Origin of the sequence: Limimaricola cinnabarinus LL-001 (genome assembly GCF_000466965.1) — a bacterium.
Classification (GTDB): Bacteria; Pseudomonadota; Alphaproteobacteria; order Rhodobacterales; family Rhodobacteraceae; genus Limimaricola; species Limimaricola cinnabarinus.
The window spans coordinates 1-6,926 of sequence record NZ_BATB01000108.1 but is presented as its reverse complement, the minus strand read 5'-3'; the positions used below and the strand labels follow the sequence as shown (position 1 = coordinate 6,926).

Annotated in this window: 4 protein-coding genes and 2 pseudogenes; 4 read left to right on the top strand and 2 right to left on the bottom strand. The window is 67.9% G+C overall.

Annotated elements, in window-relative coordinates:
• Positions 1-443 (top strand): annotated as a pseudogene (locus MBELCI_RS18020) (DEAD/DEAH box helicase); the annotation flags it as partial.
• Between the two features lie 185 nt (positions 444-628).
• On the opposite strand, the gene MBELCI_RS18015 reads toward MBELCI_RS18020, so the two are convergent.
• Together MBELCI_RS18015 and MBELCI_RS18010 are read right to left on the bottom strand one after the other, a co-directional pair.
• Positions 629-2,605, bottom strand: a complete 1,977-nt coding sequence (locus MBELCI_RS18015; RefSeq protein ID WP_021695684.1) for a PhoX family protein — start codon at positions 2,603-2,605, stop codon at positions 629-631.
• Positions 2,606-2,870: 265 nt separating this feature from the next.
• Positions 2,871-3,911, bottom strand: a complete 1,041-nt coding sequence (locus tag MBELCI_RS18010) for a DUF475 domain-containing protein (protein ID WP_021695683.1) — start codon at positions 3,909-3,911, stop codon at positions 2,871-2,873.
• A gap of 265 nt (positions 3,912-4,176) precedes the next feature.
• Here MBELCI_RS18010 and MBELCI_RS18005 point away from each other — a divergent pair.
• The 3 genes and pseudogenes from MBELCI_RS18005 to MBELCI_RS17995 all read left to right on the top strand — a co-directional run.
• Positions 4,177-5,630: pseudogene (locus MBELCI_RS18005) on the top strand (mannose-1-phosphate guanylyltransferase/mannose-6-phosphate isomerase).
• 96 nt (positions 5,631-5,726) lie between these two features.
• Positions 5,727-6,506 (top strand): SDR family NAD(P)-dependent oxidoreductase, encoded by a 780-nt coding sequence (locus MBELCI_RS18000; RefSeq protein WP_045320483.1) that lies wholly within the window; start codon positions 5,727-5,729, stop codon positions 6,504-6,506.
• The coding region (locus MBELCI_RS17995) for an AI-2E family transporter (protein WP_131505600.1) at positions 6,499-6,926 on the top strand (428 nt) is incomplete at its 3' end. The genes MBELCI_RS18000 and MBELCI_RS17995, both read left to right, overlap by 8 nt.

Genomic DNA, 6,926 nt, shown 5'->3' with positions numbered 1-6,926 from the left:
GCCCGCCCCGGCTCCGGCTTTCGGCCCCTGCCCCGTCCGAGGAGCGCCCGCCGCGCAAGCCGCGCGCCGACAAGCCCGCAGGCGACAAGCCGTGGAAGAAGCGCGAAGGCGCATCCGACAAGGGCGGCGACAAGCCGTGGCAGAAGCGCGACGCCAAGCCCTTCGACCGCAGCCGCGACGGCGCGGTCTCCGAGCGGGGCGCGAAACCGGCGGGCAAGCCGGGCGCGAAACCCTTCGCCAAGCCCGGAGCGAAGCCAGGTGCGAAGCCCTTCGCCAAGCCGGGCAAGCCCGACGGCGCGCCCAAGTCGCGCGGCGCCGCCGACACCTCGCGCCGCTTCACGCCGCCCTCGGCCCCCGGCGGCAAGGCTGGCGCCAAGCCCGGACCCCGGCCCGGCAAACCGCCCCGCAAGGGCGGCACCGAGGCCCCCAAGCGCCGCGACTGACCCCGTATCCGCTCGGCAAAAAGGGGCTCCCCATCGGGAGCCCCTTGTCACACGCGGCGGAGCGATGAACCCACAACGCGCCCCGTCATGAAACCCGCCCATTGCCGCTCGTAGGGGAGAAGCTGCGCCGCTGACGGCGCAGCTTTGGCCCGGACTGGCTCAGGACCGTCAGACGCGCGTGGCGATCACCCGATCCGGCCTCCGCCCTGCTTCTGGATCACGACCACGGCAGGTCGCGGCGGCATGCCGTCCGCGAAGTCGGGCCAGCGGGTCGAGGGGTCCTCGAAGGTCGAGCCATCGCCCGGATGCTGGACCGCGAGGAACAGCGTCTGGTCGTCGTTGACGAACCACGGGCCGCACATCTCCGCCCCGACCGGCACGCGGAAGAAGTGCTTCGACGTGCCGCGCATCTCTCCGTCGGTCTCCATCGCCCAAAGACCGTCGGCCCGCCCGGTGTCCTCCGCCGAGTTGCCATCGGTCGAGATCCAGAGCCGACCCGCCGCGTCGATCGCGCAGTTGTCCGGCATGCCGAACCAGCCGTTCTCGCTCGTGGCGGGAGAGAAGGTCGCACCGACCGCCTCGACCGAAGGGTCGCCGCATTTGACGAGGATCTCCCACGACATGGTGTCGGCCGCGAAATCGCCCTCCGGTGCGGTGATCTCGATGATGTGGCCGAACGCGTTCTCGGCGCGCGGGTTGGCCGCGTTCTCGTCGCCCGGCTTGCGGCGCGTGTTGTTGGTCAGCATCACGTAGATCCTGCCGGTCTGCTCGTTCGGCTCCACATCCTCGGGGCGGTCCATCGGTGTCGCCTCCAGGAAATCGGCGGCGCGCCGGGTCTGGACCAGAACGTCGCCCTGATCGGCAAAGCCGTTCTCGGCGGTCAGCGGGCCTTCGCCATGGATCAAAGGCAGCCATGTCACGGAGCCATCCTCGTCGAACCTCGCCACCGAGAGCGTGCCGCGGTCGAGAATGTCGGGGTCCGGGTTCGCCTCGTCATAGGCGGCCTCGGTGACGAAGCGGTAAACGTAGTCGAACCGCTCGTCGTCGCCCATGAAGAGCGCGACCCGTCCATCGCCGTTGACCGCGGGCATGGCGCCCTCGTGCTTCACCCGTCCCAACGCCGTGCGCTTGACCGGGGTGGAGTTCGGGTCGGCCGGGTTCACCTCGACGATCCAGCCGTGGCGGTTGGGCTCGTTCGGTTCCTTGTCGATATTGAAGCGGTCGTCGAACTTGCCCCAGGCATACCACTTGCCCGGCACGCCGTAGCGGGCATTGAGGATCGTCGCCGGGTCGTCCGAGGTCTCGGTCGCGGGCGGCTCCTGCTGGTCGCTCCAGAAATAGCCGTTGAAGTTCTCCTCGGCCATGAGCCAGGTGCCCCAGGGCGTGATGCCGCCGGCGCAGTTGTTGAAGGTGCCGCGCGCCTCAGTGCCGCTCGGGTCCGCATTGGTCTGCATCCGCGCATGACCCGCCGCCGGGCCAGAGATCTTCATCGGCGTTTCGGCGGTGATCCGGCGGTTATAGGTCGACTCGCGCACCACCGACCATTTGCCGTCCTCGCCCCGGCGGATCTCGATGACGCTGCCGCCATGCGCGGCCTTCTCGATATCCACCAGCTCCTGGGTCATCTTCGCGAACTCGGCGTCGTCCTGGATGCCGAGGCCGGGGAACATCAGCTCCTCGTTGGTGTATTCGTGATGGTTCACGAGGAGGAGCCGGTCGGGATCGTCGGGGGCCTCGGGGTGCGGCACGGTGCCGATGAAGTCCGAGTTGTAGCCGAATTGCTGGTTCTGCGCCTCGGCGGTCTGATTGTCGACGTCGAACTCCGGCGCACCGGGCAGGACCGGATCGCCCCAGCGGATCAGCACCTCGGCGTCGTAGCCCTCCGCCACGACCATGTCTTCGCTGACGCCGGCCTCGATTTCGGTGAAGTCGAAGCTGCTGCCCTCGGTCTGCGCGTAAGCGCGGCTCGCGGCCAATGCCATCGGGCTGACCGTCGCGGCGATGGCGGTGAACCCCAAGGCCCCCTTCATGAGGTCCCGGCGCCCCATGCGGGCGGCGATCACGTCGCCGATCGTCGGTGCCTTGGATGAATTGACGCCATCGTCATCTGCGGCGTCGAAGCGCTGAGAACGATTGAGTGGATCGAAAATGGTAAATTTCACGGTCTTGCCTCCCTTGTCCGGTCAGATCTCCGGATGGCGTCGATCTTGGCACCGAAGGCGCAGCTTGTAACCTTCGAATAGAGGCGGCGGGACGGTCGCCTTCCCGGTTTGGACCCATGCTGCGACACAGGCGGACCGCGGCATTCCCCATGGGGTTTGACCCGGTTGAATGGCCACCAGAGACGTATGCGACGGGCCGGCGATCACCAAGATGTGCGGTCGAGGCGGGGAGCTAGGATCGCTCACGAACCGCCCCGCCTCCCGATCAACCCTCGCGCAGCGCCCGGTTATGCCGGACCGAGGACCAAAGCGCCACGCCGATCAGCGCCGCGCCCAGAAGGCCGGTGATCGCCTCGGGCACATGCACCACCGCCTGCGCATACATCAGCACCGACAAGACGAGGATCGAGTAGAAGGCCCCGTGTTCGAGATAGCGAAACTCGGCCAGCGTGCGCTTCTCGACCAGCATGATCGTCATGGAGCGCACATACATCGCGCCGATGCCGAGGCCGATGGCGATCAGGAACAGGTTCTTGGTCACCGCGAAGGCGCCGATCACCCCGTCGAAGGAAAAGCTCGCATCGAGCACCTCGAGATAGAGGAACGCGCCCAGGCCCCCGGCCCGCGCGGCCCCCGCCACCTCCTGCTCCGCGTCGAGCCAGTTGCCTAGCATGTCGAGCGCGAGATAGCTCAGAAGCCCCAACAGCGCCGAGAACAGGAAGATACCAGTCTCGATCGGGTCGAGCACCGAGGCGAAGCTCACCAGCACCACGAGGACTAGACCGACCTGAAGCCCCTGCACGCCCGCGGCCCGGCGCAGACGTCGCTCCAGCCCGCCGATCCAGTCGATCTCCTTTTCCTCGTCGATGAAGAACCCCAGCGCCACCATCATCAGAAAGGTGCCGCCGAAGGCGGTGATCGACAGATGCGCCTCCTCCATGATGCGCGCGTATTCATCCGGTTCGGCGGCGGCGAGGCGGATCGCATCCCACGGCCCGATCCCGGCGGCGATCACCACCACCGCGAGCGGAAACACGATGCGCATGCCGAACACCGCGATCAGGATGCCCCATGTCAGGAACCGCTGCCGCCAGACCGGCGCCATGCCGTCGAGCTTGTTGGCATTGACGATGGCGTTGTCGAAGGACAACGAGATCTCGAGCACCGCGAGCACCGCCGCGATCAGGCCGAAGGACAGCGCCCCGGCCACGCCGCCCCGGCTCCAGCCGAGCCAGACCGCGAGCGCCAGACCGACCGCCGTCACCAGAAGCGACCAGATGAAATACCGCCGCATCGTTTCACCCATGTCGATGTCTCCCCCCTACGGACCCGTGCTTGATGCGGGGTCGGCCCCGCCTTGTCCAGCGGTGTCCACCGCGCCCCTTCGCGCATTGCGCCTTTCGGCGGCGTCGCGATCCGCGACGCGCCCCATCGGGTCGCCGCAGGCCAATGATGGCGGGGAAACGAATTATGCCGTCTTCAGGGCCTTCCATTTGACCCCCTTTCTGGGCGATGTGAGGCGCAATGATCTTAGATGGCCCCGTTGCCGGTTCCATGTTCCCTGACTTTGAATGGAGTATCTCATGACCACCATCACCCCCGTCCTCCTCTGCGGTGGTTCCGGCACCCGTCTGTGGCCGCTATCGCGCAAGAGCTATCCCAAGCAGTTCGTGCCGCTGATGGGTGAAGAGACACTGTTTCAGGCTTCGGCACGGCGGCTGCAGGGCACGCGGCAGGGCAGCGGCGATCTGAACTTCGACCGCCCCCTCGTGCTGACCAACTCCGATTTCCGCTTCATCGTGACCGAACAGCTCAGCCTCGCGGCGATCGATCCCGGCGCCGTGCTGATCGAACCCGAGGGCCGCAACACCGCCCCCGCGATCCTCGCCGCGGCGCTGCATCTCGAGGCGACCTCGCCCGGGGCCATTATGCTGATCGCCCCGTCCGATCAGGTCGTCCCCGACACTGCCGCCTTCCACGCCGCGATCGAGCGCGGGCTCGAGCCGGTCTCGCGTGGCCAGCTCGTTACCTTCGGCATCAAGCGACCCATGGCGAGACCGGCTACGGCTATCTCGAGATCGCAAGCCCGATCGCCGACGGCGCGCCGCAGAAGCTGAGCCGTTTCGTCGAAAAGCCCGATACCGATCGCGCGACGCAGATGTTCGAATCTGGCAAGTTCCTGTGGAACGCGGGCATCTTCATGGCGCGCGCCTCCGACATGGTCGCCGCCTTCAGGGCCCACGCCCCCGAGACCTTCGCCCCGGTCGAGGCGTCGCTCGCCCAAGGCAAGACCGATCTGGGTTTCCTGCGCCTCGACCCCGAGGCGTGGTCCACCGCGCCCGACATTTCGATCGACTACGCGGTGATGGAGAAGGCCGACAACCTGTCGGTGGTCCCCTTCGTTTCCGAATGGTCGGATCTGGGCGGCTGGGACGCCGTCTGGCGCGAGAGCAACCCCGACGCGCAGGGCGTCGTGACCTCGCAGGGCGCCACCGCGATCGATTGCGCCAACACGCTGCTGCGCTCGGAGAGCGAGCGCATGGAGGTCGTGGGCATCGGGCTCGAGAACATCATGGCCATCGCGATGAACGACGCGGTGCTGGTCGCGGACATGAGCCGCGCGCAGGACGTCAAGAAGGCGGTCGAGGCGCTCAAGGCCAAGAAGGCCCCGCAGGCCACTGCCTTCCCCAAGGATCACCGCCCGTGGGGCTGGTTCGAAAGCCTCGTGGTCGGCGGCCGCTTCCAGGTGAAGCGGATCATGGTGCATCCCGGCGCCTCGCTGTCGCTGCAAAGCCATCACCACCGCTCCGAGCACTGGATCGTGGTCGAGGGCACCGCGCGCGTGACCGTGGATGACGAGGTCAAGCTCGTGACCGAGAACCAGTCGGTCTATATCCCGCTGGGCGCCGTGCACCGCATGGAGAACCCCGGCAAGGTGCCGATGGTGCTGATCGAGGTGCAGACCGGCGCCTATGTCGGCGAGGACGACATCGTGCGCTACGAGGACGTCTACGCCCGCAGCTGATCCGGAACCCCGCGCCCCCGCGGCAGTTGCCCCCCCGAGGGGCGCTGTCGCGGGATGCCGCACGAGGCCGCGCCCCCCGGCCAAAGCGAGGGGCAGATGACCGACAGACTTCAAGGCAGCATCGCGATCGTCACCGGTGCGGAATCCGGCATCGGTCGCGCCATCGCAACCGCCTTCGCGCGCGAAGGCGCGGACCTCGTGCTGGCCTATCTGAGCGATGCCAAAGCCGCGGACGAGACCGCCCGCGCGGTGCGCGAGGCGGGCCGCGCCGCGATCACGGTGCAATGCGACCACACCCGCCCCGACGACGTGGAGCGGCTCTTCTCCTCGGCGGGCGACGCCTTCGGTCCGCCCGACATACTCGTCAACTCCGCCGGTCTCGACGCACCGGGAGACGAGGTGGCCGAGATGGACGAGGAAACGTGGGAAAAGATGCTGAAGGTCGATCTCTTCGGCCCGTTCCTGTGCTGCCGCGCCTTCATCCGCGCGCGGCGCGCCGAAGGCGGCGGCGGGCGGATCGTCAACATCTCCTCGGTGCACGAGGAAATTCCGCGCATCGGCTCGGCCGCCTATGACGCCGCAAAGGGCGGCCTGCGCAACCTCACCCGTACGCTCTGCCTCGAACTGGCGCCGGACCGCATCGCGGTCAACAACATCGCGCCGGGGATGATCCTCACCGCGATGAACCAGGAGGCGATGGACGACGCGGAGGCCCGCGAAAAGCAGGTGCGCAACATCCCGTGGCGGCGCGCCGGCCAACCCGAGGAGGTGGCGCATCTCGCGGTCTATCTCGCCTCGCCAGAGGCCGATTACGTGACCGGGCAGACCTTCACCATCGACGGCGGGCTATCTCTGAACGTAGGCCAGGGTGCCTGATCGCGCGTCCGAGACCAGGCGCGACCTGACCGCGCCCCAGCGCATGGCGCATCCCGCCTTGGGCATGCTGGGCGTGGTGACGCTGGTGCTGGTGGGATGGGCGCTGCACGCGATGCAGCCGGTGTTCCTGCCGATCGTCTTCGCGGTCTTCGTGGCGCTGCTGCTTGCGCCCGTCGATGGCTGGGCCGCGCGGGCGGCGGGCGGGCGGCGATGGGTTGGCCATATCGCGGCGATGACGCTTCTGGCGCTGACGCTGGCGGTCTTCATCGGCATGCTGTGGGTCTCGGCGCAGCAATTCCTGACCCGCTTTCCCGCCGAACAGGCCAGCGCTGCGGTCGAGCAGATTTCGGACGCGACAGGGACCGGCGATGCGTCCGGCACCGAGGGCGACACGAACGAGGCCGCCGGGGACGCGGCGGC